At 60.3% G+C, this 23,543-nt stretch carries 20 protein-coding genes; 12 read left to right on the plus strand and 8 right to left on the minus strand.

Annotated features, from left to right (window positions below; all coding sequences use genetic code 11):
* Nucleotides 1–29 precede the first annotated feature (29 nt).
* The 4 genes from KGA98_RS12960 (at nucleotide 30) to KGA98_RS12975 (ending at nucleotide 5,012) form a co-directional block, all read left to right on the plus strand.
* The gene (locus KGA98_RS12960) at nucleotides 30–917 is read left to right on the plus strand and encodes a LysR family transcriptional regulator (RefSeq protein ID WP_223502479.1); all 888 of its coding nucleotides are present in this window, start codon (nucleotides 30–32) and stop codon (nucleotides 915–917) included.
* A gap of 92 nt (nucleotides 918–1,009) precedes the next feature.
* Complete coding sequence (gene fdhD, locus KGA98_RS12965) at nucleotides 1,010–1,849, plus strand: formate dehydrogenase accessory sulfurtransferase FdhD (protein WP_057712451.1); 840 nt, start codon at nucleotides 1,010–1,012, stop codon at nucleotides 1,847–1,849.
* The gene (locus tag KGA98_RS12970) at nucleotides 1,846–4,194 is read left to right on the plus strand and encodes an FdhF/YdeP family oxidoreductase (protein ID WP_223502480.1); all 2,349 of its coding nucleotides are present in this window, start codon (nucleotides 1,846–1,848) and stop codon (nucleotides 4,192–4,194) included. The genes fdhD and KGA98_RS12970 overlap by 4 nt, the downstream gene beginning before the upstream one ends.
* Nucleotides 4,195–4,520: 326 nt before the next feature.
* On the plus strand, nucleotides 4,521–5,012 hold the full coding sequence (locus KGA98_RS12975) for a glycine zipper domain-containing protein (RefSeq protein ID WP_057712453.1): 492 nt from the start codon (nucleotides 4,521–4,523) through the stop codon (nucleotides 5,010–5,012).
* A gap of 66 nt (nucleotides 5,013–5,078) precedes the next feature.
* Here KGA98_RS12975 and KGA98_RS12980 read toward each other — a convergent pair whose 3' ends face one another.
* The 3 genes from KGA98_RS12980 to KGA98_RS12990 all read right to left on the minus strand — a co-directional run bounded on the left by KGA98_RS12980 (nucleotide 5,079) and on the right by KGA98_RS12990 (nucleotide 9,067).
* Complete coding sequence (locus KGA98_RS12980) at nucleotides 5,079–5,501, minus strand: acyl-CoA thioesterase (RefSeq protein ID WP_007972849.1); 423 nt, start codon at nucleotides 5,499–5,501, stop codon at nucleotides 5,079–5,081.
* 175 nt (nucleotides 5,502–5,676) lie between these two features.
* On the minus strand, nucleotides 5,677–6,903 hold the full coding sequence (locus tag KGA98_RS12985) for a 3-hydroxyacyl-CoA dehydrogenase (RefSeq protein WP_223502481.1): 1,227 nt from the start codon (nucleotides 6,901–6,903) through the stop codon (nucleotides 5,677–5,679).
* Nucleotides 6,904–7,132: 229 nt separating this feature from the next.
* On the minus strand, nucleotides 7,133–9,067 hold the full coding sequence (locus KGA98_RS12990) for an ATP-dependent DNA helicase RecQ (protein WP_223502482.1): 1,935 nt from the start codon (nucleotides 9,065–9,067) through the stop codon (nucleotides 7,133–7,135).
* A gap of 448 nt (nucleotides 9,068–9,515) precedes the next feature.
* Here KGA98_RS12990 and KGA98_RS12995 point away from each other — a divergent pair, with 448 nt between their 5' ends.
* From KGA98_RS12995 to KGA98_RS13005, 3 genes are all read left to right on the plus strand, one after another.
* Nucleotides 9,516–9,806: a hypothetical protein gene (locus KGA98_RS12995; protein WP_057712457.1), complete on the plus strand. Its 291-nt coding sequence runs from the start codon at nucleotides 9,516–9,518 to the stop codon at nucleotides 9,804–9,806.
* A gap of 433 nt (nucleotides 9,807–10,239) precedes the next feature.
* Nucleotides 10,240–10,539, plus strand: coding sequence for a hypothetical protein (locus tag KGA98_RS13000; protein ID WP_057712458.1), 300 nt, complete (start codon nucleotides 10,240–10,242; stop codon nucleotides 10,537–10,539).
* A 290-nt stretch (nucleotides 10,540–10,829) separates the two neighbouring features.
* A complete protein-coding gene (locus KGA98_RS13005) occupies nucleotides 10,830–11,183 on the plus strand; it encodes a DUF1493 family protein (protein WP_223502483.1) in 354 nt (117 codons plus the stop codon).
* A gap of 96 nt (nucleotides 11,184–11,279) precedes the next feature.
* Here KGA98_RS13005 and KGA98_RS13010 read toward each other — a convergent pair whose 3' ends face one another.
* From KGA98_RS13010 to KGA98_RS13020, 3 genes are all read right to left on the minus strand, one after another.
* On the minus strand, nucleotides 11,280–12,821 hold the full coding sequence (locus KGA98_RS13010) for a phosphoenolpyruvate carboxykinase (RefSeq protein WP_057712463.1): 1,542 nt from the start codon (nucleotides 12,819–12,821) through the stop codon (nucleotides 11,280–11,282).
* A 180-nt stretch (nucleotides 12,822–13,001) separates the two neighbouring features.
* Nucleotides 13,002–13,904 carry an Hsp33 family molecular chaperone HslO gene (gene hslO, locus KGA98_RS13015; protein WP_154861250.1) on the minus strand — a complete coding sequence of 301 codons (903 nt, stop codon included), beginning with the start codon at nucleotides 13,902–13,904 and terminating at the stop codon, nucleotides 13,002–13,004.
* A 362-nt stretch (nucleotides 13,905–14,266) separates the two neighbouring features.
* Nucleotides 14,267–14,674 carry an RNA-binding S4 domain-containing protein gene (locus KGA98_RS13020; RefSeq protein WP_090452521.1) on the minus strand — a complete coding sequence of 136 codons (408 nt, stop codon included), beginning with the start codon at nucleotides 14,672–14,674 and terminating at the stop codon, nucleotides 14,267–14,269.
* A gap of 234 nt (nucleotides 14,675–14,908) precedes the next feature.
* Here KGA98_RS13020 and KGA98_RS13025 point away from each other — a divergent pair, with 234 nt between their 5' ends.
* Together KGA98_RS13025 and rimK are read left to right on the plus strand one after the other, a co-directional pair.
* The gene (locus tag KGA98_RS13025) at nucleotides 14,909–15,370 is read left to right on the plus strand and encodes an ATP-dependent zinc protease (RefSeq protein WP_174245532.1); all 462 of its coding nucleotides are present in this window, start codon (nucleotides 14,909–14,911) and stop codon (nucleotides 15,368–15,370) included.
* Nucleotides 15,367–16,272, plus strand: coding sequence for a 30S ribosomal protein S6--L-glutamate ligase (rimK, locus tag KGA98_RS13030; RefSeq protein ID WP_007972871.1), 906 nt, complete (start codon nucleotides 15,367–15,369; stop codon nucleotides 16,270–16,272). Before KGA98_RS13025 ends, rimK begins: the two co-directional genes overlap by 4 nt.
* Nucleotides 16,273–16,402: 130 nt before the next feature.
* On the opposite strand, the gene KGA98_RS13035 is transcribed toward rimK, so the two are convergent.
* Nucleotides 16,403–17,716 (minus strand): ATP-binding protein, encoded by a 1,314-nt coding sequence (locus tag KGA98_RS13035; RefSeq protein WP_057712466.1) that lies wholly within the window; start codon nucleotides 17,714–17,716, stop codon nucleotides 16,403–16,405.
* 115 nt (nucleotides 17,717–17,831) lie between these two features.
* Nucleotides 17,832–18,572 (minus strand): two-component system response regulator OmpR, encoded by a 741-nt coding sequence (gene ompR, locus KGA98_RS13040; protein ID WP_007983158.1) that lies wholly within the window; start codon nucleotides 18,570–18,572, stop codon nucleotides 17,832–17,834.
* A gap of 361 nt (nucleotides 18,573–18,933) precedes the next feature.
* Between ompR and KGA98_RS13045 the strand changes: the two genes are divergently transcribed.
* The 3 genes from KGA98_RS13045 (at nucleotide 18,934) to gshA (ending at nucleotide 23,482) form a co-directional block, all read left to right on the plus strand.
* Nucleotides 18,934–21,258 (plus strand): Tex family protein, encoded by a 2,325-nt coding sequence (locus KGA98_RS13045; RefSeq protein WP_102670685.1) that lies wholly within the window; start codon nucleotides 18,934–18,936, stop codon nucleotides 21,256–21,258.
* Nucleotides 21,258–21,641, plus strand: coding sequence for a PaaI family thioesterase (locus tag KGA98_RS13050; RefSeq protein ID WP_218495341.1), 384 nt, complete (start codon nucleotides 21,258–21,260; stop codon nucleotides 21,639–21,641). The genes KGA98_RS13045 and KGA98_RS13050 overlap by 1 nt, the downstream gene beginning before the upstream one ends.
* 257 nt (nucleotides 21,642–21,898) lie before the next feature.
* Nucleotides 21,899–23,482 carry a glutamate--cysteine ligase gene (gshA, locus tag KGA98_RS13055; RefSeq protein WP_223502484.1) on the plus strand — a complete coding sequence of 528 codons (1,584 nt, stop codon included), beginning with the start codon at nucleotides 21,899–21,901 and terminating at the stop codon, nucleotides 23,480–23,482.
* Nucleotides 23,483–23,543 lie beyond the last annotated feature (61 nt).

The raw sequence follows: 23,543 nt of genomic DNA on the forward strand, positions 1-23,543 counted from the left end.
TCCGCACCTTCCCAACCCCTGGAGCGCAGATGGACATCAAGCAGCTGAAATTCCTCATCGCGCTCGACGAAACCCGCCATTTCGGCCAGGCCGCCGCACGCTGCCACATCACCCAGCCGACCCTGTCCATGCGCCTGCGCAGTCTCGAAGAAGAACTCGACCTGCCGCTGGTCAATCGCGGCCAACGCTTCGAAGGCTTCACCGCACCGGGCGAACGGGTGCTGGCCTGGGCGCGCACCGTACTGGCGGCCTATGACGGCTTATACGCCGAGGCAGCCGCCTGTCGCGGCAATCTGGTCGGCACCTTGCGCCTGGGCGTAGTGCCGTTGTCGAGCTTCGATCCGCTGCCACTGATGCAACGCTTGCACGCCGAACACCCGAACCTGCGCTTCGAACTCTCGGCCCTGAGTTCCGAACAGATCCTCGAGCAACTGGCGAACAATCGCCTGGATCTGGGCGTGTCATACCTGGAACGCCTGGATGCCGAACACTTCGACTCCCTGGCCTTCAGCGAAACCCGCATGGGTCTGCTCTACGACCAACGCTTCTTCACCTTTGGCGAAGCGCCATTGAGTTGGGAATCGTTGATCGAACTGCCGCTGGGCATGCTCACCAGTGGCATGCACTTTCGCCAGTCCATCGACCATAACTTCCACAGCCGTGGCTTGACCCCGCAGCCGTTGTTGCAGACCGATGCCGTGCACCAACTGTTACAAGCCGTGCACGGCGGCTTGTGTTGCGCCATGATGCCATTGGACGGCGGCCTCGAAGGCCTGACCGAGCATTTGCGCCTGCAGCCGATCGAGAACGCCCAGACCCTTGGCCGCCTGGGGTTGATCATGCGTCGCAGCGCACCGCGCTCGGCGCTGGCAGAAGCCTGTTTTGCCCTCTATCAGCAATCGCTGATTGGCGGTTGATCGACGGCATCTATCGGCAGATCAGTATTAGCGATTAGACGCGACAAGTTGCCGCGCCTAGTCTTAAAGCTGATCAAACCGTCGGTGATGCCATGAACACCAAGCGCCCTGCATGCGCGGCGCCTGCCCTCGAAACGCCCGCGCCCGCCGCAAGCCAGACGTACAGCTATAGCAATCTCGAATACTCCGAATCGGCCAGCACCGCGCTGGCAGAGGAAGTCGCGCTGGCGATTGCCTTCAACGGCATCAGCCAGGCGGTCATGCTGGTCACGCCCACGGACCTGGAAGATTTCATCGTCGGCTTCAGCCTGGGCAGCGGCATCATCCAGGACGCCACGGACATCTACGACCTGCAACTCAGCGGCTCGGGGTCGGCGCAATACGCGCAAGTGACCATCGCCAACCGCGCGTTCTGGAACCTCAAGCAGCAGCGCCGACAACTGGCAGGCACCAGCGGTTGCGGGTTGTGCGGCGTGGAAGCGGTCGAGCAGGCGTTGCCGGACCTTCAGGTATTGCCTGGCGCCCCGTTGCCGCCGATCGAATGGCTTGATGGCCTGCGCGAGCGCATCGGCGCCTTCCAGCCCTTGGGCCAGCATTGCGGCGCGGTGCATGCGGCAGTGTTCATGAACGACAAAGGTGAGTTGTTGCTGGGCCGCGAAGACATCGGCCGGCACAACGCCCTCGACAAACTGATCGGCGGATTGATCCGCCAGAAAATCCCCACCGCTGGCGGGCTGGCGATTGTCACCAGCCGCTGCAGCCTCGAATTGATCCAGAAAGTATTGCGCGCCGGCATCCAGACCCTGGTCAGCCTGTCGTCGCCCACGGGCCTTGCCGTGCAATGGGCCCGTCGCCACAACCTCAATCTCATCCATCTGCCACAGAAGAATGCGCCGCGGGTCTACAGCCCAACGTTGGAGAATCAAGCGTGAGTCAACACCGTCAAGCCGACCAGAAACCCGTCCCTCGCTTCAAGCCCTACAAAGGCCCGGCCGGCGGCTGGGGGGCACTGATCAGCGTGGCCCAGGCCTGGTTGACCAGCGACAACGCGCTGAAAAACCTGCGCATCATGCTCAAGACCAACCAGAACGGTGGCTTCGACTGCCCGGGTTGCGCCTGGGGCGATTCTCCGGAAAAGGGCATGGTGATGTTCTGCGAGAACGGCGCCAAGGCGGTGAACTGGGAAGCGACCAAACGCCGTGTCGATGCCAAATTCTTCGCCAAACACAGCGTCACTTCTCTGCTGGAACAAAGTGACTATTGGCTCGAATACCAGGGCCGCCTGACCGAGCCGATGAGCTACGACGCCGAGACTGATCGCTACAAGCCGATCAGTTGGGACGACGCATTCGCCCTGATCGCCAGGCATCTGAACGGCCTGTCGAGCCCCGATCAGGCCGAGTTCTACACCTCGGGCCGGGCGAGTAACGAAGCGGCGTACCTCTATCAGCTGTTCGTGCGCGCCTACGGCACCAACAACTTCCCCGACTGCTCGAACATGTGCCACGAGGCCAGCGGTGTCGCGTTGTCGCAAAGCGTCGGGGTCGGCAAAGGCACCGTGACCTTCGACGACTTCGAACACGCCGATGCAATTTTCGTCTGGGGTCAGAACCCCGGCACCAACCACCCACGGATGCTCGAACCACTGCGCGAAGCGGTGAAACGCGGCGCTCAAGTGGTGTGCATCAACCCGCTCAAGGAGCGGGGCCTGGAGCGCTTCCAGCATCCACAGCACCCGATCGAAATGCTGATAAACGGCTCCGAGCCGACCAACACCGCGTTCTTTCGCCCGGCCCTGGGCGGCGACATGGCGATCATGCGCGGCATGGCGAAATTCCTCCTGCTGTGGGAGCGCGACGCGCAGAAAACCGGCGACCCGGCGGTGTTCGACCACGACTTCCTCAACGAGCACAGCGTCAACGTGCTGGATTACCTGGCCGTCATCGACGACACCCCGTGGGAGCAGATCGTCGAGCAGTCCGGCCTGAGCCTGGTAGAAATCGAGCAAGCGGCGCGCATGTACGTCAAGGGCAAGAACGTCATCATGTGCTGGGCCATGGGCATCACCCAGCATCGTCATTCGGTGGCGACCATCCAGGAAATCGCCAACCTGATGCTGCTGCGCGGCAACATCGGCCGGCCGGGTGCAGGCCTGTGCCCGGTGCGTGGCCACAGCAACGTGCAGGGTGACCGGACCATGGGCATCAACGAACGCCCTCCTGTCGCGTTCCTCGATGCCCTGGAGCGTCGCTTCCAGTTCAAGGTGCCACGCGACAACGGCCACAACGTGGTCGAAGCGATTCATGCGATGGCTGAAGGCCGGGCTAAAGTCTTCATCGGCCTGGGCGGCAACTTCGCTCAGGCCACGCCGGACAGCGCGCGCACGTTCCAGGCCCTGCAAAACTGCGACCTGACCGTGCAGATCAGCACCAAGCTCAACCGCAGCCATTTGACCCACGGCAAGGACGCGCTGATCCTGCCGTGCCTGGGCCGCACCGACATCGATATCCAGACCCAAGGTCCGCAAGCGATAACCGTCGAAGACTCGTTCAGCATGGTCCACGCCTCCAATGGCCAGCTGCAGGCGCTGTCGAACCAGATGCGCTCGGAACCGGCGATCCTGGCCGGCATCGCCGCCGCAACCCTGGGCAGCCACCCGGTGGACTGGAACTGGCTGGTGGCCGACTACAGCCGCATCCGCGACCTGATCGCCGAGACCATTCCCGGCTTCAAGGACTTCAACGAGAAGATCAAGAACCCTGGCGGTTTCTACCTGGGCAACAGCGCCGGCGCGCGCAAGTGGAACACCGCCTCGGGCCGGGCCAATTTCCGCCCGAACGCGCTGCCCAAAGACCTGGTGCACGAACGCACCCGCGCCACCGGGGTACTGCCGGACCTGATCATGCAGTCGATGCGTTCCCACGATCAGTACAACACCACTATCTATGGCCTCAACGACCGTTATCGCGGTGTGAAGGGTCAGCGGGATGTGTTGTTCGTCAACGAAGCCGACCTCATTCGCCTGGGCTTCAAGCCGGGGCAAAAGGCGGACATCGTTTCGCTCTGGGACGATGGCGTTGAACGTCGGGTAAAAGGTTTCACGCTGCTGGCGTTTGATATCCCGGCCGGGCAAGCGGCGGCCTACTATCCGGAAGTGAACCCGTTGGTGCCGCTGGAAAGCACCGGCGATGACAGCCATACGCCGACATCCAAATTTGTGGCGATCCGGTTGGAAGCGGCGAGTGAGACCGGGTTGATCATGGCCAGGTCGGCGTAACACGTCGTTTGATCTGGCCTCTTCGCGAGCAAGCCCGCTCCCACATTGGAATGCGTTCCCATGTGGGAGCGGGCTTGCTCGCGAATACGGTAGATGAAACAACAAACATTCCAGATTCAGTACTTTCCTTTCGCCCACAAAAAAGGCCGTTCTCTGATGAAAACGGCCTTTGCGAAGTAGTAAAAGACCGGCAAAAAAACGTTAAGTTCCGTCCAAAAAACAGTAACTTGCAATATTGTATACAAGTCGTGTTATTCGTCGGATTTCGATTGTCACGCCCATTCCAGAGCCTCAGGATCGCGCCGTCATCCCCTTGAGGTTCCTCCATGAAGTTCTCCTCGATTCTCTTGTTGTCCCTTGGCCTGGTCAGCGGTATCGCATCTGCTGGCGGCACCACCGAAGCCGGTGTAGGCGGCGCATTGGGCGGGGTTCTAGGCTCGGTCGTCGGTCAGTCGTTAGGCGGCAGCACAGGTTCCACCATCGGCGCGGCCCTGGGTGGCGCGGGTGGTAGCGCCGTCGGCGCAAACAAACACAGCCGTGGCGAAGCCGCCCTTGGCGGTGCGTTGGGCGCAGCAGGCGGTAACGTGGTCGGCCGCAGCATGGGCGGCACCACCGGTAGCCTGATCGGCGCTGCAGCAGGCGGCGGCGCCGGTGGCGCGCTGGGTAACTACATGGGCAAAGAGTACGATCATGATGACGACGACGATCGTCGTTCGTATCGCGGTCATGGTGATCGTCGTTACTACCGTGACGGCCATCCGGGCCGTGGTCATGCCTATGGCCATCGCAAGAAGCACCACAAGTACTACCGCGACTAAGGCCTCGAGCGCCTCGCTGGTAAGTACAACAAAAATCGCAGCCCAAGGGCTGCGATTTTTTTTGCCTTACTGAACCACCAGACGCTCCAGCGCCCCGCGCAACCCTGCAGGAATCGCCACAGGTTGATTCGACGCACGATCGACAAACACATGCACGAAGCGCCCCGCCGCACAGGCCTCGTCTTCCCCTTGCTTGAACACGGCCAGTTCGTATTGCACCGAGCTGTTGCCCAACTTGCCCACCCGCAGACCGATCTCGATGCGGTCCGGGAAAGCAATGGAAGCAAAGTAATCACAGGAGGAGCTCACCACGAACCCCACCACCTCACCGTCATGGATATCCAGGCCGCCGACTTCGATCAGGTAAGTGTTCACCGCCGTATCGAAGAAGCTGTAGTAGGTAACGTTGTTGACGTGACCGTAAGCGTCGTTGTCGTGCCAGCGGGTGGTGATGGGCTGGAAGTGCGGATAGTCGGTGCGTTGGGGCATCAGTGTTGATTCCTGGAGTGGGTTCGCCAGTCTAAGGCGAAAACCGCGTTATCGTTCTTCGCGAGCAAGCCCGCTCCCACATTTGATCTTCGGTGAACACAGATTTTGCGTACGACCGATATCCAATGTGGGAGCGGGCTTGCTCGCGAAGGCGCCCTTGCAGGCGCCGCATCAATCACTTGTCAGCGAAGCCCTTGCCTGCCGCCGCCAGCTCCCCAATCACCCGCGCCGGACTCCAGTGATCACCCTGACGCGTCTCAAGGTCGATCAAGCGCCGGTGAATGTCCGCCAACCCTTGCTGATCCGCCCAGGCCATCGGCCCGCCCTTGTCCGCCGGGAAACCGTATCCGTTGAGGTAGACCAGATCGATATCGTGAGCCGACCCGGCGATGCCTTCCTGAAGGATCTTCGCGCCTTCGTTGACCAGTGCCAGCAAGCAGCGCTCGAGAATCTCCTCCGGGCCAATCTCGCGACGGTGGAACCCCAACCTTTCGCTGACTTCCAGCACCAGCGCATCCACCTGCGGATCATGTTCGGCCTGGCGACTGCCCGGCTCATAGTGGTAATAGCCATTACCACTCTTCTGACCAAAGCGCCCCATCTCGCACAGTCGGTTATCCACCTGAACCTCTGGCGCGTCCTGCCCGACACCGGACAGTTGCCGGGCGCGCCATTGCAGGTCGACGCCCACCACGTCGAACATGCGGAACGGCCCCATGGCAAAACCGAAGGCTTGCAGCGCTGCGTCCACCTGGTAGGGATAAGCGCCTTCGAGCAGCATTTTTCGCGCTTCGAGCACATAGGTATTGAGCATGCGGTTGCCGATGAAACCGTCGCAATTGCCCGACACCACACTGACCTTGCCCATGCGTTGGCCGAGCGCCAGTGCCGCGTCGAGCACCGTCGGTGCAGTCTGCGCGCCACGGACGATTTCCAGCAGTTTCATGATATGCGCCGGGCTGAAGAAGTGCAGGCCCAGCACTTGCTGCGGCCGGCGTGTGACCGCGGCGATGGCATCGATGTCCAGCGCCGAAGTATTGCTGGCCAGAATCGCCTCAGGTTTGAGCAGGCCATCGAGCTCGCGGAAAATTTTCTGCTTGAGCTCAAGGTTTTCGTACACCGCTTCGATGACCAGGTCGACATCGCGGATGGCCACATAACCATCCGCCGCCGTAACGCGCGCGACACGGGCATCGGCTTCGCCCTGATCAATGCGGCCCTGACGCACGCTGTGGGCATAGGTGTCCGCCACGGTGGCCAGCGCTTGCTCCAGCATTTGCGGATTGTTGTCGACCCACTGTACGGCCACCCCGGCGTTGGCCAGGCACATGACAATGCCACGGCCCATGGTGCCCGCGCCGATGACGGCGGCGCGCTGAATATTCGACGGTGTCTGGCTCATGTTTTGTTCTCTTGTTGGCGATCCGAAGACAGCCACCACCATAGTCAGCCACCGGCTTTTTTTGAAATTTATTCTTGTGATGAGCAACATTCAGCGGATGGATGTAGCCCTGCCAGGTACTGAGTTCCCTGTGGGAGCGAGCTTGCTCGCGATGGCGGTGTGTCAGTCGCCATCAATGTTGAATGTGCCAGCCTCATCGCGAGCAAGCTCGCTCCCACAGGTTTTTGGTTCAGCCGGCAAGATGTTGCTCTGCCCAACTGCGCACCCCGGCATACGGATAATCTTCCAGCGCCGCAAACCCGGGAATCGACCGCGCCTTGAGCTTGGTGAACAACGGCACGCTGATCCCGCACAGAAACCGTGTTATGCGTTCAGCCGAGGGCACGTTGCCCGTGTGCTGCTCGTGCCTGTGGATAAAACCGCCACACAGCGCCTCGAAATTCTTATCCACAAGCGCCGGCAACTCTGGTGGTGCCGGTAGCCGCGCCACTAGCCCATGACACACCGAACAATGTCCGCATTGCTGCGGGGCATTGTGGTCACCGAAATACTCGGCCAGGCGATAACCCAGGCAACGGTCGGTGGCGAACAGATCCAGCATCGCGTGAATCCGCGCGACCTCGGTGCGCTCATGCCGAGTGAAATAGCCGTGCAGTTCCTCGCTCAACGCGACGTTGTCGAACCCGCTTTGCAGTACGCTGTAGACCTCGGTCATCTGCTTGCTTTCGAGCTCCACCCAACCTTTCTCCTGGAAGTAATCCAGCGCCTTGACTACCCGACTGCGCTCGGCCTGATGCTGCTCGTACAGCGCCTCGAAATTCACCGTGGCCCAGGTCCGGGCGCGGCTGGAGGTCTGGATGATCGCAGCGACAAAATCCCTGCGCTCGCCTTCGAAACGCGCCAATAGCACTTCGGGCTCCTGCACATACTTGAAACGGTACTCGGCGTAGTACGCGTAGCGCGGGGCGATCAACCCGCGCAATTCGAGTTGCACCAGCAAGGTCTTGAGCGGCAACTGGCGAATATTGCTCTGGTCTGCCAACGGACCCAGCAGAAACTCCCACTGCCCTTCGGTGGCGGCGGCATGCATCTCGTCAAGCACGCAACGGATGCCATCCAGCTCGGGTGTGTCGCCGTAGACGAAGTTCTCCAGCACGTTGAGGCTGTCGCGGTTGGCCAATACCAGGCAGTCCGACGGCTGCCCGTCACGCCCGGCGCGGCCGATTTCCTGGCTGTAGTTTTCGATGGATTTGGGCAGGTCGAAATGCACCACGTTGCGGATGTCGCTTTTGTCGATGCCCATGCCGAAAGCGATGGTGGCGACGATGCAATTGGACTGCCCGCCCATGAAGCGACGCTGGATCGCTTCCCGTTGCTCATGGGGCAACCCGGCGTGATAAGCCTCGGCCTGAATGCCGTTGCGGTTCAGGTGTTCGGCGATGTGCTCGGCGGTTTTCTGCAAAGTGACATAGACGATGCTCGGCTGGTCCGGACGCTGGCTCATCCATTCGACCAGGCGTCGGCGCTTGTCCGCTCCGCGAACCGGCTCCACCAGCAAATTGAGGTTCGGGCGATAGAAACCGGTGGTCACCACATCGTCGGCGGCGATGGCGAATTTCGCCTGCATGTCGGCGATGACCTTGGGCGTCGCCGTTGCGGTCAACAGCAACACCTGCGGGATGTTGAACTGGCGTTGATAGTCGGGAAGCTTGAGGTAGTCCGGGCGAAAGTTATGCCCCCATTCGGAAATGCAGTGCGCCTCGTCCACCACCAGCAGCGAGATCGGTACTTGCTGTAAAAAATGCCGGAAGCGCTCGTTCTTCAGGCGCTCCACGGAGATCATCAAAATCTTCAGTTCGCCGGATTTTGCCCGGGCCATGACGTCGCTGGCGTCATCGCGGCTCTGGGCCGAATCGATACTGCCCGCCGAGATGCCGTGGCGTTGCAGGAACGCCAGTTGATCCTGCATCAACGCCAGCAAGGGTGAGACCACCAGCGTCAGGTGCGGCAGCAACAACGCCGGTAATTGGTAGCAAAGGGATTTTCCGGAACCGGTGGGGAAAATCGCTGCCGCCGAGCGCCCGGCCAGCACAGCACTGACGGCCGCCTCCTGACCGGGTCGAAATTGTGGATAACCGAAAACCTGTTCCAGGGTGTTGTGCATAAGCTGTCACTCCGTTGACTGCTGCGGAGTCAAAAGCCTAGCCGGCGATCGCAGCGAGTCGAGAAAAGGTCAGGGGCAAAAACGATACCGGATGATACAGCGGATGGCTGGAAGGGCTTGAGCTCGCTTTCGCGAGCAGGCTCGCGAAGAGGCCAGCACACCCACCGCAAAACTCGAAATACCCGACAGCTTCCAAAGCCCTCTCTGCCGATACTTGCTAAACAGCGACTAATAACCCCGTAGGCATTTTTACCGGCAGCGGCTACGGCGCACAAACCTCCGAAAATGTGTAAGCCTTTTCCTCGGAACACGACAAATACCCTACAACGCCTGTCCATTTCAGCCATCTTGTCCTGCAACGCCAGGTCCTCCTATAGTTTCCGGCGCGGCTGAAAACAGTGTCTCGGCCTGCCGGGAACACTTGCCGATTTCGCACAGGACCCACTCGATGAAGAAAGCCGACACGCCGACAGCCCGCTATCACCCGCTCAAGAGCCGCTACAGCGAAACCCCAGTGCTGGTCATCGATACCGAGGCCGACCCCTACGAGATCCTCGACGCCGCCCGACAACGCATACGCGCCGCCAGCGACCTGCTCGAAACCCTTTATTGCACGTGTTTCAAACAGGCCGAAGCGAGCGACATCCCCAAGATCGTCGGCGCCCTGTACCTGCTGACCCAGGACGGCAACGACCTGCTCGACATCGCCCGGCAGCGCCTGCCGAAATTCACCGACTGAAGCCCCACCACAATCTCCTGTGGGAGCGAGCTTGCTCGCGATGAACGATAACGCGGTCCTTCTGAGGACAAGCAAATTCTGGAAATCTCGCTGTGGATAACTCCGTCAGCAACGACCTATGAAAGCTTCGGCAAGGTCCTACAAAACAAGACAACTTGTCGGCTATCGATACCCAGTGACTCACTCCTATAGTCCGGAGTGTCGCTGCCAAATCAGCGACTCGGGCTTGGTCACCCGATGGAACACATAAACGCGTCCGTTGTATGCTGCCGGCACTCAAGTGTCTGCACGTTTTATGGTGGCTGTGTTTGGGACGCCTTCGAGCGTGCCGGTTTTGTGTGTTCTCCCGGTTGACCAACCCGAACACAGTCCGCCTCCCATCGCTTGGTCACGATGGCGGTGGTTTCATCTAAAACATTTGAGAATACATAAAATGAACAAATGGAACCCGTTCACCAACGAACGCTATCTACCACTCCACACCAATCTCACCGATTCCCAGCCCCTGATCATCGATACAGAAGCCAACCCCCAAGACATCCTCGACGCCGCCCTCCAGCGCATCCGGGCCTCCAGCGAATTGCTGCAAACCCTGCACTGCCAATGCTTCAAACACGGCGACCTCAAAGACATCCCGCACATCACCCACGCCCTCTACCTGCTGACCCAGGACGGCTGCGACCTGCTCAAAGTCGCCCAACAACGCATGCTCAACTGGAAAGCCCCGGTCTGATCTTTAATGGAGATCGCTCCCACGCACTGCGCAGGAGCGATCTAGAAACAAGAATTGCTCCGATGGAAACAAACCACTCAATGTCCTCATCAGATGCAGTAGGTAAACATGAGCAGTTTTTTTGATGAGCTAATGGAAAGCGTGCAACAAATGAACGAGGTCCTACGGGATGAACGTCGGTCCTCCTTGCAAACTGAAAATGCTGAGCCGGGAGCAATCAACTCAGCCGGCCCTTCCTCTCAAGTCCGACGACCAATAAGATCCGTTAAGGCCCAAACGGATCTCCCCCAATGAACCTCGCCCCCAACCTCCCCGACGACCACTTGATGCAGCAACTCATGCAACTGCTGCATGAGGAGCTTGGCTTCCCCGAGCGCAAAACCATCAGCCTTGGCACTTCGATCAATTTCGAACTGGGCTGCAACGGTGCAGACGCCCAGCATTTGATCGAAACCCTGGAAGACTACTTCGTCATCGACTTCGTGGATTTCGACAGTTATCGCTATTTCCAGCCCGACGGCTTTGACGTGAATCTAAAGCGAAAAGCCAAGGGTCGCGGCGAGAAGGTGCCATTGACCATCGGCATGCTCTACCGGGCCATCAAGGCCCAACGCTGGGACACGGATGAGCTCGAAGGCCTGTAACGGCCCGACGCATTCTGACTTGCCCGCGAAAAACTGAATTTTGCGCACAAAAAAGCCGCCCCGAGGGGCGGCTTTTTCATTAGCTCAATCCAACACTTACAGCTTTGGACCAGCAGCCTTGATCGCGTCGCTCACTTCGAACTTCTTGAAGTTCTCGATGAACAGGCCGGCCAATGCTTTGGCGGCTTCGTCGTAGGCGGCTACGTCGGCCCAGGTGTTGCGTGGGTTCAGCAGGCCAGTCTCAACGCCCGGTACGGCCACTGGCACGTCGAGGTTGATGGTGTCCAGGTGCTCGGTCTCGGTACCGATCAGCGCGCCGCTCTGGATCGCTGCGATCACGGCACGAGTGGTCGGGATGTTGAAGCGTTTGCCGACGCCGTAGCCACCGCCGGTCCAGCCGGTGTTGACCAGGTAGACTTTGGAGCCGAAGCCGCGGATGCGCTTGATCAGCAACTCAGCGTATTCGCCGGCTGGACGCGGGAAGAACGGCGCGCCGAAGCAGGTGGAGAAGGTCGACTTGATGCCGCTGCCCGAACCCATTTCGGTCGAACCGACCAGGGCGGTGTAACCGGACAGGAAGTGGTAAGCCGCTTGCTCTTCGTTGAGGATCGACACTGGCGGCAGTACGCCGGTCAGGTCGCAGGTCAGGAAGATCACAGCGTTCGGCTCGCCACCGAGGTTCTTCTCGGAGCGCTTGGCAACGTGCTCCAGCGGGTAGGCGGCGCGGCTGTTCTGGGTCAGGCTGACATCGGCGTAGTCGGCGTGCTTGGCGTCGTCGATAACGACGTTTTCCAATACCGCGCCGTGCTTGATGGCTTTCCAGATAACCGGCTCGTTCTTCTCGGACAGGTCGATGCACTTGGCATAGCAACCGCCTTCGATGTTGAACACAACGCCTTCGCCCCAGCCGTGCTCGTCGTCACCGATCAGGTAACGGCTTTCGTCGGCCGACAGGGTGGTTTTACCAGTGCCGGACAGACCGAAGAACAGGGTCACGTCGCCTTCTTCGCCGATGTTGGCGGCGCAGTGCATTGGCAGTACGTCGGCAGCCGGCAGCAGGAAGTTCTGCACCGAGAACATGGCTTTCTTCATTTCACCGGCGTAACGCATGCCGGCGATCAGCACTTTCTTCTGTGCGAAGTTGATGATCACGCAGCCGTCGGAGTTGGTGCCGTCACGCTCTGGCACGCACTCGAAGTTGGCAACGTTGAGGACCTGCCACTCGTCACGACCCGCCGGGTTGTACTGAGCCGGGTTGATGAACAGGCAACGGCCGAACAGGTTCTGCCAGGCAGTCTGGGTGGTCATCTTCACGGCCAGGTAGTGCTCGGAAGCCGCACCTACATGCACGTGGGAAACGAAATGCTCTTGCGCGTTGTTGAATGCCTCAACGCGAGCCCACAGGGCGTCGAACTTGTCGGCCGGGAACTTGCGGTTGATCGGGCCCCAGGCGATGGCAGCCTGGGTGCTTGGCTCTTCAACGATGAAACGGTCGACTGGCGAACGGCCGGTACGGTGACCGGTACGAACAACCAGTGCGCCGGTATCGGCAAGCTCGCCTTCACCGCGATTGAGGGCTTCTTTAACCAGATCATCAACACTCAGATCGGTGTACACGGCATTGTTGGCTTGCGTCATGAGGTTCCCCGTCGGCCAGTGGCCGAGTGCTCCAAACGTTTTTGTAGTAGAAAGTCGTGCACTACTACCGCGAAAAAAGTGGGCCGGATTATGCCAGAAAAGCCCAAAAAGAGTAGGCCCCTCCTGTCGTAACGGCGTTAATCCGGCGCAAGGCAGTGAATTTACCTGCGCTGAACCGTTTTAGTGACGGGTATCTGACGGCGTCTCGATACCCGCGCCTGCGAACAATTGAGTGACATCGGCCGCGTCAAACAGGTAGCGCTGGTTGCAGAACTGGCAATCGATTTCGATGTTGCCACCGTGTTCGTCCACCAATTGCTGCGCGTCCTCCATACCCAGACTGACCAGCGCATTGGCCGAACGTTCGCGCGAGCAACTGCAACGGAAGCGCAGCTTCTGCACATCGAACAGACGCACCTGCTCGTCGTGGTACAGGCGATGCAGCACGGTTTCGTTGTCCAGGCTCAACAGCTCATCGGCGGTCAGCGTACCGCCCAGGGTGGTGATGTGCTGCCAGCTGGCGGCGCGTTCGTCTTCGTCTTTCAAACGATCGGCCGGCAGTTGTTGCAGCAACAGGCCACGGGCACGACGACCATCGGCGTACAGCCAGAAACGCGTGCCGACTTGCTGGGACATGACGAAATAATTGGTGAAGCATTCGGACAGGGTGGCGCCGTCGAGGTCGACGATGCCCTGGTAGCGCTGGCCCTGTTTCGGGTCGATGGTCAATGCCAGGACGCCTTCAGGCATCAGGTCGGCCAGGGTGGCATCGGGAGCGATACGATCCGCGTCGTAACGGGCCAGGCCACGGATGTCGCGCTCGCTGGAGCACTCGATCATCAGCAGCGGGATCGGGCCTTCGGAGCGGGCTTGCAGAATCAGCAAGCCATCGAACTTCATCGTGCCGACCAGCAACGATGCGGCCGCCATCAGCTCGCCGAGCAGTTGCGCGACCGGCTGCGGGTAGGCGTGTTTGGCCAGGACTTCGGCGTAGCTGAGCTCCAACGAGACCAGCTCGCCACGGGTGTCGCTGTCATCGAAGATGAAGCGTTGTGTGAAGTCGTTATCCGCGTGATCGGTCATAGGTCTGGGTATCTGAAGTAGTGAAAATGGTTACAGGAAACAAGAAATTTACCTTGCGCGACCACTCGGGTGCGCAACGTTCAGCCATGAAAGGCATTTTATGAACAATCCGGGCCTGATCCAAGCAGGTGGAACAAGCGCTGATGGGTTCCGGGTCGTTTCCCGCCCTGCACTGCTGGCAATGTGGTTATGGCCTACAGATCAGAGACTGTGTGTGATTTTCGACGAGCGGCGATATCGTCCATGCGATGCACTGCTGGCCAGGCACAGATATGGATGCGCACCGGGTCAATTGCAAGTCTGAGCCTGAAGGCGCGGTGAGACCTGGCGAGTGCGCGGCACTCGCCCGAGCAATATCTGTATTAGTCGTCGTTACTGCTGCCACGAAACTTGAACAAATCCCGCCGCTGTTTCTTGCTTGGCTTACCGTCGGTGCTCACGCCCAGGGCTCCGGCCTTTCTTTGCGCTGCGGCCTCTTCGCGCTTGGCGATGCTGGCCAGGGTTTCGGCATACAAGGTTTGCGCCTCCGGTGCGCCGCGACGAACGATCGACAGTGCCAGGACTACCACCGTGCGCTCCTCGAAACCGGTGCGAATCACGAACTCATCGCCGATTCGTGGCTCTTTACCCGGCTTGCAGCGTTCACCCCGGCAATGCACCTTGCCGCTTTCAATCGCCGCCTTGGCCAGGGCGCGGGTTTTGTAGAATCGTGCAGCCCACAACCATTTATCGAGGCGGACTTTGTCGTCCTCTTCGTTTTTTTGTGCCATGGAATTTCCTCATTCTGAAATATTGGTGAACTGTACTACCGTTTCTGACGTACCAAGAATTTCACCGTCTCGGATTACAATGCTGACATTCCATAACCTCCTTGCGAGGCTGGAAATCCGGGCCGTAGATATCTGTCGCCTTTTAATCATTATTCTGCGTGAATACCGCGAATCCGGCCGCGTGCGGCCCGAGCGGTTTCTACCGGTTGAGCACTATTGAAGACATTTGACCATTTGACCGTTGTCGGTCTGCGCGAGTGGGTGGCGCTCCCGGATTTGGGAGTCGCCGGCCTTCGGGCAAAAATCGACACCGGTGCCAGCACCTCAAGCCTCCACGCCACCGAAATCGAGCTGTTCGAGCGCGATGGTGAGCAGTGGGTGCGTTTTACCGCCCACCTGGGTTCCGTCGTACAACTGCGCCACCGACGCTGCGAAGCACCGCTGGTGACGATGAAAACCATTAAAAGCTCAAACGGTCACGCGCAGGTGCGATACGTGATCAGCACTACCCTGGCCCTTGGTGATCGGGTCTGGCGGGTCGAGTTCACGCTCGCCTGCCGCAAGTCCATGCGTTATCGCCTGCTGCTCGGCTCCAAAGCCCTGATTCACGGCCAGTTGGTGGTCAATCCGGGCATCAAGTACGTACAAGACAAGCCGGTGTTCCCGGTATCTACCTCCTCCACAGGTGTTGCATGAAGATCGCTGTGCTGTCGCGGAATCCGCGTCTGTATTCCACCCGTCGTCTGGTCGAAGCCGGTACCGAGCGTGGCCATGAAATGGTGGTGGTCGACACTTTGCGCGCCTACATGAACATCGCCAGCCACAAGCCACAGATCCACTACCGCGGCAAACCGCTGGAGGGTTTCGATGCGGTGATTCCACGGATCGGTGCATCCGTGACCTTTTATGGCTGTGCAGTGCTGCGCCAGTTCGAAATGATGGGGGTATTTCCGCTCAACGAATCGGTGGCCATTGCCCGTTCCCGGGACAAGCTGCGTTCGCTGCAATTGTTGTCCCGTCGCGGAATCGGCTTGCCGGTGACCGGGTTTGCCCACTCCCCCGATGACATTCCCGACCTGATCGAAATGGTCAACGGCGCGCCGTTGGTGATCAAGGTGCTGGAAGGCACCCAAGGCATCGGCGTGGTGCTGTGCGAAACCGCCACGGCCGCGGAATCGGTGATCGAGGCGTTCATGGGCCTCAAGCAGAACATCATGGTTCAGGAGTACATCAAGGAAGCCGGTGGTGCGGACATTCGCTGCTTCGTCGTCGGCGACAAGGTGATTGCAGCGATGAAGCGCCAGGCCAAACCCGGCGAATTTCGCTCCAACCTGCATCGCGGTGGCAGCGCGAGCCTGATCAAGATCACCCCGGAAGAGCGCATGACGGCGTTGCGTGCGGCGAAGGTCATGGGGCTGGCGGTGGCAGGCGTCGACATCCTGCGCTCAAATCATGGTCCGTTGGTGATGGAAGTTAACTCGTCGCCGGGTCTGGAGGGAATTGAGACCACCACCGGGAAGAATGTGGCGGGGATCATCATTGAGCATCTGGAGAAGAATGGCGGGCCGAATATGACTCGGACCAAAGGGAAGGGTTAAACCTCAAGCCTTGTGGCGGCAGGGATGCCGCCATCGCGAGCAAGCTCGCTCCCACAGGGTTTTAGCCAAAATCACTGTGGGAGCGGGCTTGCCCGCGAAGGGGCCGTCAGCCCCACTGAAAAATCAGGCCTTAAACGGCATCCCGCGGCAGCAGCAACCCCAACGGCAACCGCACCCGAGCTTCCAGCCCACCGCCCGAGCGGTTACGCAGCTCAACGTTGCCGCCATGCATCGAAGCAATCCGCTTCACGATCGCCAATCCCAACCCGGTGCCCTTGCCACCCCGGGCACGGTCACCGCGGGTGAACGGGTTGAAAATCGCCTCCAGCTCCGAAGGATCGATCCCGGCACCACGGTCCATGACACTCAGCACTACATACGGTGCGCTGGTGTCCCCGGACACATACGCCGCCACCTCCACACCGCTGCCGGCATGATGCAGCGCGTTGCCGATCAGGTTGTTCAGCAGTCGCTTCATCGATACCCGACGCAGCGGAAACGGCTGGATAGGCTCCAGGCGCAGCCGCACTTTTTCTTCGCTCTGGTTATACGGCGCGGCAACTTCACGGACCAGGTCGCTCAGGTCAACCTCTTCCACCGACTCGTCGCGCCCGTCACGAATGAACGCCAGGAACTGATCGAGAATCGCATCCATGTCTTCGATGTCACGCACCATGTCGTCGGTCAGGTCCGTGTGATCGCCCATCAGCTCCAGGGACAGACGCAATCGCGTCAACGGCGTGCGCAAATCATGGGAAACCCCGGCCAGCATCAGTTCACGCTCGCGACCGGCCTGTTCGACGTCTTCAGCCATCTGGTTGAAGGCGCGGTAAACCTCGGTCATCTCGCTCGGCGTATCGCTGATTGGCAGGCGCACACTGCGGCCCTGGCCGAGTTGCCGCGCGGCATACACCAGACGCTTCAAAGGTTGGTTGAGCTGGCTGACGAAGATCCAGGCCGAAGCGGTGGACAGCAGGCCAATAGCGAGGAACCAGCCCAGCACGTTCCAGATTTTCTGGCCGCGCAACGGATGGGGATAAAGCGGTACTTTCAGCCAGCCATCACCCAGGCTTGGCGCCCGGACCCACAGCGCCGGTGGCGAATGCATGCGCAGCCGGACCTCAGTGTCGGCCCCCAGCTCCGCCTGCATCTGCCGCTGGTAGATCTCGCTGTAAGGCCAGTGCTGTTCGCCTTCCGGCACGCCGGCACCCACCACCCGGATCAAGGTCGCGGCCTCGGCGATCTTGCCGCGGTTTTCTTCATCGGCAGCCCAATAGGCGCGCAGCGTCAGGGCGACACCGTGGCTGTACTGGCGGTCCACCAGCACGTCTTCGTTCATCAGCAGATAAACCAGGGTCAGCGCCTTGGAGAAGAGTACGACGATGAGCACCAGCCAAAGGGTGCGGGAGAAGAAGCTCTGGGGAAACCAAACGGGGGTTTTCATGGATAACCGTTAAACACTTGCAGGAGCGAGCGATGCTCGCATATTGCGGATCGCGAGTCTGCGGACAGGATCGATTGATCCGTTGTCCGCGTGACCCGCTCCTACAAATCGCCAATCACTTGGTGGCGGTACCATCCGGTACAAACACGTAACCCACGCCCCAGACAGTCTGGATGTAACGCGGTTTGGACGGATCGGGCTCGATCATCCGGCGCAGACGGGAAATCTGCACATCGATGGAACGCTCCAGGGCATCCCACTCGCGGCCACGGGCCAGGTTCATCAATTTGTCGCGGGTCAGCGGTTGACGCGCGTTCATCACCAGGGCCTTGAGTACAGCGAACTCACCGGTTGTGAGCATGTGCACTTCTTCGCCGCGCTTGAGCTCGCGGGTAGCCAGGGACAATTCATAGTCACCGAAGGTCACGCTTTCGTCTTCGCTGCCTGGCGCGCCCGGCACCGGAGCCGACTGGCGACGCAGGACCGCTTTGACGCGAGCCATCAGCTCATCGGGGTTGAACGGCTTGGCCAGGTAATCGTCGGCACCCAGCTCCAGGCCCTTGATGCGGCTCAGCTCGTCGCCCTTGGCGGTCAGCATGATAATCGGAATCTGGTTGTTCGCGCCGCGCAGACGGCGGCAGGCGGTCAAGCCGTCTTCACCGGGCAGCATCAGGTCGAGTACGACCAGGTTGAACACTTCGCGCGCCAGCAGGCGATCCATTTGCTCAGTGTTCGGTACGGCGCGGGCGCGGTAGCCCTTGCTGACGAAAAAACGCTCCAGCAGGCTGCTGAGCCCAGGATCGTCGTCAACAATAAGAATTTTTTCGCCTTCAGCAGTTTGTGCAGTGCTGCTCATTGGATGCTCCTTTGATCTCGGCGCGCATTATGGCGTAGCTGCCGTTATACGCACCGTGTGCATTGTTAGCAGATTTTTCCTTTAGTGCCAGAAAACCGGCCATTTCACCTGCAACCCGCGATGTCCCCGAATGCCGGAACGCTGGTTATAATGCGCGGCCTTTTGTGTCAGGCAACATCAGACAGGTACTACAGACGGACACCATTTTTTTTCATGGCGCCGGCAGTAATTGTTCGATTTCACGGGTCAACGGGATACCTTTTGATCCAGGTAGCGGCGCAGGCCAGGCCGCTCAACCAGACTCGCCCAGGCCCTATCTCTGCGCCTGCGAGCCTGCTTTCACAATTTGTCAGGTGGTTTTATGGACAGCATCAACAGCCGCATCGCCGAGGAACTCGGTGTACGCCCACAACAGGTCGAAGCGGCCGTCGCGCTACTCGATGAAGGCTCTACCGTTCCCTTCATCGCCCGTTACCGGAAAGAAGTGACCGGCAGCCTCGACGATACGCAATTGCGTCATCTGGAAGAGCGCCTGCGCTACCTGCGAGAACTCGACGAACGGCGTATCAGCATCCTCGCCAGCATCCAGGAGCAGGGCAAGCTGACCCCGCAACTTGAACGCGACATCAAGCTCGCCGACACCAAGACCCGTCTCGAAGACTTGTACCTGCCGTACAAGCAGAAGCGCCGCACCAAGGGCCAGATCGCCCTGGAAGCAGGCTTGGGCGAGCTGGCCGACGGCCTGTTCAACGACCCGTCCCTGAGCCCGGAAACCGAAGCCGCACGCTTCATCGACGCGGAAAAAGGCGTGGCCGATGTGAAGGCTGCCCTCGAAGGCGCCAAGTACATCCTGATGGAACGCTTCGCCGAAGACGCCGGCCTGCTGGACAAGCTGCGCAGCTACCTCAAGCAGGAAGCCACTCTCAGTGCCCGCGTGATTGCCGGCAAGGAAGAGGAAGGCGCCAAGTTCCGCGATTACTTCGAACACGACGAACCGCTCAAAAGCATGCCGTCGCACCGCGCGCTGGCGATTTTCCGTGGCCGTAACGAAGGCATCCTCAGCTCCGCGCTGAAAGTCGGCGACGAACTGCCGGGCACCATGCACCCGTGCGAAGGCATGATCGGCCAGCAATTCGGCATCCAGAACCAGAACCGCGCTGCCGACAAATGGCTGGGCGAAGTAGTGCGCTGGACCTGGAAGGTCAAGCTCTACACCCACCTGGAGACCGATCTGCTGGGCGAGCTGCGCGATGGCGCGGAAACCGAAGCGATCAACGTGTTCGCCCACAACCTGCACGACTTGCTGCTGTCGGCCCCGGCCGGCCCGCGCGCCACCCTGGGCCTCGACCCGGGCCTGCGCACCGGTTGCAAGGTGGCCGTGGTCGACTCGACCGGCAAGCTGCTGGATCACGCCACGGTTTACCCGCACGTGCCGCACAACAAGTGGGATCAGACCCTCGCCGTGCTCGCCGCCCTGTGCGCCAAGCACTCGGTGGACCTGATCGCCATCGGCAACGGTACCGCCAGCCGCGAAACCGACAAGCTGGCCGCTGAATTGATCAAAAAATACCCGGCCATGAAAATGACCAAGGTCATGGTTTCCGAGGCCGGCGCATCGGTTTACTCCGCCTCGGAACTGGCTTCCAAGGAATTCCCGGACCTGGACGTGTCGATCCGTGGCGCCGTGTCGATTGCCCGTCGCCTGCAAGACCCGTTGGCCGAGCTGGTGAAGATCGATCCGAAATCCATCGGTGTCGGCCAGTACCAGCACGACGTGTCGCAGCTGAAACTGGCCCGTGGCCTGGATGCGGTGGTCGAGGACTGCGTGAACGCCGTCGGCGTCGACGTGAACACGGCTTCCGTGGCACTGCTGGCGCGGATCTCCGGCCTCAACGCGACCCTGGCGCAGAACATCGTCAGCCACCGCGATGAGCACGGCGCATTCAAGACTCGCGCAGCCTTGAAGAAAGTCGCGCGCCTGGGTGAAAAAACCTTCGAACAGGCCGCAGGATTCCTGCGCGTCATGAACGGCGAAAACCCGTTGGACTCGTCGGCGGTTCACCCGGAAGCCTATCCGCTGGTTCAGCGCATCGCCGCCGAAACCGACCGTGACATTCGCTCGCTGATTGGCGATGCCGCGTTCCTCAAGCGTCTCGATCCGAAGAAGTACACCGATGAAACCTTCGGTTTGCCGACAGTCACCGACATTCTGCAAGAGCTGGAAAAGCCCGGTCGCGACCCGCGTCCAGAGTTCAAGACCGCCGAGTTCCAGGAAGGCGTCGAAGACCTCAAGGACCTGCAACTGGGCATGATCCTCGAAGGCGTGGTGACCAACGTGACCAACTTCGGCGCCTTCGTCGATATCGGCGTGCATCAGGACGGTTTGGTGCACATCTCTGCGCTTTCGGAGAAGTTCATCAAGGATCCTCGCGAAGCGGTGAAGGCCGGTGACGTGGTGAAAGTGAAGGTCATGGAAGTCGACATCCCGCGTAAACGCGTAGGCCTGTCGATGCGCATGAGCGACACCCCGGGCGAGAAAATCGACGGTGCCCGCGGCGCACGTCCGGGTTCGGCGCCACGCCAATCCCAGAACACCGCACCGCGCAAGGAAACCACGGCAGCGGCCCCGAGCAACAACGCCATGGCTTCGCTGTTCGCCAATGCCAAGCAGCTGAAGAAACGTTGATGGACATTCCCGCCGGGCTGACCGAAAGCGCGTTTTTCAAGCTGCTGGGCTGCCGCTTGCACAGCCTGGAAACCGGGGTGGCGCAAGTCGCCCTGGGGCTGGAACCGGAGCTGCGCAATCGCGGCGGCAAGCTGCACGGCGGGGCCTTGTTCAGCCTGGTGGACATTGCCATGGGGCTGGCCTGTTCCAGCACCCACGGCTTTGACCAGCAGAGCGCGACCATCGAGTGCAAGATCAACTACATTCGCGCCGTCTCTGACGGCGAGGTGATGTGCACGGCACGGGTGATTCATCCGGGCCGCCGCACGTTGGTGGTTGAGGCTGATGTGATGCAGGGCGACAAACTGGTCGCAAAAGCACAAGGCACGTTCGCTGTCCTGTAGCTAGTCGTCATCAAATTGAGTTAATTTCGGCGCTGTGACCACAGTGTCGGAATTTCCTGTGGGAGCGGGCTTGCTCGCGAAGGCGATGTGTCAGGCAATTATCTGTTGACTGACACGCCCTCTTCGCGAGCAAGCCCGCTCCCACATCGATTGCGGCGAGATCCAAAACCAGGCGAAAACGCCAGTTTTAACTTCACCCTTGTAGACCGTCTTGCCCACCCCCATATTGGGGCGACTGACGCGTGAAGGAATCCAACTTGAGCGAACTTCTCAACCGCCGCCTGGCCCTGCTCGGCGAGCGCGCTAACCTCTCTCTGCTCGAACAGTGCCTTCACGGCATCGAACGCGAATGCCTGCGCGTGACCGATGAAGGTCGCCTGGCGCAAACGCCGCACCCGGAAGAATTGGGTTCCGCGCTGACCAATGAACAGATCACCACCGACTATTCCGAGTCGCTGCTGGAGTTCATCACCCCGGCCCTGCCAGATCCTGCCGATACGCTGGCGAGCCTGGACAGCATTCACCGCTTTGCCTACAGCAAGCTCGGCAACGAGTATCTGTGGAGCCCATCGATGCCGTGCCCGTTGCCGGCCGAGGAAGATATCCCGATCGCCTATTACGGCACGTCCAATATCGGGCAGCTCAAGTACGTCTACCGCAAGGGTCTGGCCCTGCGTTACGGCAAGACCATGCAATGCATTGCCGGCATCCACTACAACTTTTCCCTGCCGGAAAAACTCTGGCCGTTGCTCAAGCAGGCCGAAGGCTTTGTCGGCACCGACCGCGACTTCCAGTCGTCGTCCTATATCGCGCTGATCCGCAACTTCCGCCGCTACAGCTGGCTGCTGATGTACCTGTTCGGTGCCTCGCCGGCACTGGACGCCGGCTTCTTGCGCGGTCGTTCGCACCAGTTGGAACAACTGGACCCGCAGACCTTGTACCTGCCGTACGCCACCAGCCTGCGCATGAGCGACCTGGGTTACCAGAGCAACGCCCAGGCCGGCCTGACGCCGTGCTACAACGATCTGAACAGCTACACCGACAGCCTGCGCAAAGCGGTGGCTACGCCGTATGCGCCGTACGTCGAAGTCGGCACCCACCAGGATGGCGAGTGGGTACAGCTCAACACCAACATCCTGCAGATCGAAAACGAGTACTACTCCAACATCCGCCCCAAACGCGTGACCTACACCGGCGAGCGCCCTATCCAGGCACTGATGGCCCGTGGCATCCAGTACGTCGAAGTACGCTGCCTGGACATCAACCCGTTCCTGCCGATGGGCATCGACCTTACCGAGTCACGCTTCCTCGATGCGTTCCTGCTGTACTGCGCGCTCAACGACAGCCCGCTGCTCACCAGCACCAGTTGCGGCAACGCGACTTCGAACTTCCTCAGCGTGGTCAAGGAAGGTCGTCGTCCGGGCCTGCAACTGCAACGGGATGGCCAGCCGGTCGACCTGAAGGAATGGGCCGGCGAGCTGCTGGAAAAAATCGCCCCTCTGGCGGCGATGCTCGACCAGAGCCATGGCGGCGATGCCCACAGCAAGTCGCTGGACGCCCAGATGGCCAAGGTCCAGGACTCTTCCCTGACGCCGTCGGCCCAGGTATTGGCGGCGATGGCCGAACACAAGGAAAGCTTTGCCCAGTTCTCCCTGCGCCAGAGCCAGGCCCATGCCGAGTTCTTCCGTAGCGAACCGTTGCCGGCTGAGGAACAGGCGCAGTTTGAAGAGCGGGCGCGTTCGTCGCTGGCTCAGCAGGCTGAGCTGGAGCAGAACGAAGTCGGTGATTTCGATGTGTTCGTCGGGGCATACCAGGCGAGCATTCTGGCGATCAGCAACTGAAGGTCCTGCGGACCTTATCGTCGGAACGCCGCCCGGAGCAAGCTCGCTCCCACAGGGTTCA

The organism is Pseudomonas sp. BF-R-24 (genome assembly GCF_019947335.1).
GTDB lineage: Bacteria > Pseudomonadota > Gammaproteobacteria > Pseudomonadales > Pseudomonadaceae > Aquipseudomonas > Aquipseudomonas jessenii.

Bases quoted from the DNA above. Each gene is read 5' to 3' on its own strand.
- KGA98_RS13010 (WP_057712463.1), bottom strand. From the start codon at position 12,821: ATGACGCAAGCCAACAATGCCGTGTACACCGATCTGAGTGTTGATGAT.
- KGA98_RS13045 (WP_102670685.1), top strand. From the start codon at position 18,934: ATGGACAGCATCAACAGCCGCATCGCCGAGGAACTCGGTGTACGCCCA.
- KGA98_RS13000 (WP_057712458.1), top strand. From the start codon at position 10,240: ATGAACAAATGGAACCCGTTCACCAACGAACGCTATCTACCACTCCAC.
- KGA98_RS13035 (WP_057712466.1), bottom strand. From the start codon at position 17,716: ATGAAAACCCCCGTTTGGTTTCCCCAGAGCTTCTTCTCCCGCACCCTT.
- KGA98_RS12995 (WP_057712457.1), top strand. From the start codon at position 9,516: ATGAAGAAAGCCGACACGCCGACAGCCCGCTATCACCCGCTCAAGAGC.
- KGA98_RS12990 (WP_223502482.1), bottom strand. From the start codon at position 9,067: ATGCACAACACCCTGGAACAGGTTTTCGGTTATCCACAATTTCGACCC.
- ompR (WP_007983158.1), bottom strand. From the start codon at position 18,572: ATGAGCAGCACTGCACAAACTGCTGAAGGCGAAAAAATTCTTATTGTT.
- KGA98_RS12980 (WP_007972849.1), bottom strand. From the start codon at position 5,501: ATGCCCCAACGCACCGACTATCCGCACTTCCAGCCCATCACCACCCGC.
- hslO (WP_154861250.1), bottom strand. From the start codon at position 13,904: ATGACCGATCACGCGGATAACGACTTCACACAACGCTTCATCTTCGAT.
- fdhD (WP_057712451.1), top strand. From the start codon at position 1,010: ATGAACACCAAGCGCCCTGCATGCGCGGCGCCTGCCCTCGAAACGCCC.
- KGA98_RS12960 (WP_223502479.1), top strand. From the start codon at position 30: ATGGACATCAAGCAGCTGAAATTCCTCATCGCGCTCGACGAAACCCGC.
- KGA98_RS13050 (WP_218495341.1), top strand. From the start codon at position 21,258: ATGGACATTCCCGCCGGGCTGACCGAAAGCGCGTTTTTCAAGCTGCTG.
- KGA98_RS12985 (WP_223502481.1), bottom strand. From the start codon at position 6,903: ATGAGCCAGACACCGTCGAATATTCAGCGCGCCGCCGTCATCGGCGCG.
- KGA98_RS12975 (WP_057712453.1), top strand. From the start codon at position 4,521: ATGAAGTTCTCCTCGATTCTCTTGTTGTCCCTTGGCCTGGTCAGCGGT.
- KGA98_RS13020 (WP_090452521.1), bottom strand. From the start codon at position 14,674: ATGGCACAAAAAAACGAAGAGGACGACAAAGTCCGCCTCGATAAATGG.
- KGA98_RS13005 (WP_223502483.1), top strand. From the start codon at position 10,830: ATGAACCTCGCCCCCAACCTCCCCGACGACCACTTGATGCAGCAACTC.
- rimK (WP_007972871.1), top strand. From the start codon at position 15,367: ATGAAGATCGCTGTGCTGTCGCGGAATCCGCGTCTGTATTCCACCCGT.